Raw genomic sequence first — 1,374 nt, 5'->3', positions numbered from 1 at the left:
CCGGCAGATCGCGCCGGGCCAGGCCGTTCTGGGTCTCGGCCAGGTCCAGCGCCAGGCGCGGTGGCGCCTGGAGCGCGTAGCCGGTGAGCTCGCCCGGAGCGCCGTCGAAGGAGAGCAGCAGCTCCACCTCGCCCTGAGGGGCGTCGCGCACCTCGAGATCGGTCAGCACCGAGGCGCCGGCCCAGGCGGGCCAGCAGGCGATCAGAAACAGCGCGAAGGTGGTGCGAGCGGTGATGACCATAGACAAGGCTTCCGGGTAGACATCGATCGATCGTGATGGTGGTTGTCAGGGCGCAAGCGAAAGTGCCGCCGGGCTCTCCCGCCAGCCCTCCCGCTCGTCGAAGACGCGCTCGAGAAGGCGCACCTCGTCGCGCGTGATACGGGTGATCTGGCCGTAGTTGGCACCCAGGTGGTTGCCCTCGCGCACGCTGGTCACATTGCCGTCGGGCGTGGCGATCATGGCCAGGCGCCGCCCGCCCATCTCGAGGGTGCCGACCAGGCGCAGCGACTGGAGCGCGAAGGCCTCGAGCGGCTCCAGAGGCCGCTGGGTGTCCGGGGCCAGGGCGCTCGTGCCCGGGGCAATGGTCGCACTGGCCATCGGGCGGCCAGGCGCCAAGAACGGGCTGCGCGCATCGCTATATTGGTAGTTCAGCACCACCGGCGGGGGGATCGCCGCGATCGCGAGCGCCGCCTGCTGGCTCGGGGCGCGGCGAATGTCCGCCAGGGTGGCATCGAGCTGGTCGAGGTTGGCGTCGCTGCAGCCCGCGAGCAGCGCGACGACGCCCAGGGCGGCCAGACGCGCGGGCATCATGGCGTCACCTGCGCGGTCGTGGGGTCGTCGAGGTAGCTGTAGGTGCGCGCGACCAGCGAGAGCCGCAGGCTGTCGCCCTGGCCGTCGACCGGCGCGATGGTCAGGTCGTGCTGGGTGACGATGCGCGCCAGTTGGCTGATGTCGGCGGCGAAGCTCGCCAGCTGGTGGTAGCCGCCGCGCACCTGGATATCCAGCGGATGCTCGATGTAGTGCTCGTTGCTGACCGTGGCACGCAGGCGAATCACCTCGATGGTCAGCCGGTTGTCCACCGCGGCGTCGCTGATGCTGTCCAGAAGCGAGGGAATCTCGGCGCTGGTGGGCAGCATGGCGCGCATGCGCCCCATCTGCTCCTCCAGGTCGGTCAGCTGGTTCTGCACGTTGGGCAGCAGCGCCACTTCCGACGCCTTTACCCGGTACTCGCTGAGAAGGCGTGCTTCCTGGCGCTTCTCCTCGGCGAGCTTGGCGCGCTTGTCGCTGACCTCCCACCAGACGAGCCCGCCGAAGGCGAGCAGGAACACCAGCGCCACGCACAGCGCGCGCAAGAGCGGCGGCCACTCGCCGGC

At 70.3% G+C, this 1,374-nt stretch carries 2 protein-coding genes and 1 pseudogene; all 3 read right to left on the bottom strand.

Annotated elements, in window-relative coordinates; translation table 11 throughout:
• Window positions 1-241 (bottom strand): annotated as a pseudogene (locus tag BIS11_RS17630) (type IV pilus secretin PilQ); the annotation flags it as partial.
• 45 nt (window positions 242-286) lie between these two features.
• A complete protein-coding gene (locus BIS11_RS17625) occupies window positions 287-811 on the bottom strand; it encodes a pilus assembly protein PilP (RefSeq protein ID WP_253423656.1) in 525 nt (174 codons plus the stop codon).
• The coding region (locus BIS11_RS17620) for a type 4a pilus biogenesis protein PilO (protein ID WP_253586735.1) at window positions 808-1,374 on the bottom strand (567 nt) is incomplete at its 5' end. The genes BIS11_RS17620 and BIS11_RS17625, both read right to left, overlap by 4 nt.

The organism is Halomonas sp. 707D4, assembly GCF_024158685.1.
GTDB lineage: Bacteria > Pseudomonadota > Gammaproteobacteria > Pseudomonadales > Halomonadaceae > Vreelandella.
This window is presented reverse-complemented; position numbering and strand designations above follow the sequence as displayed.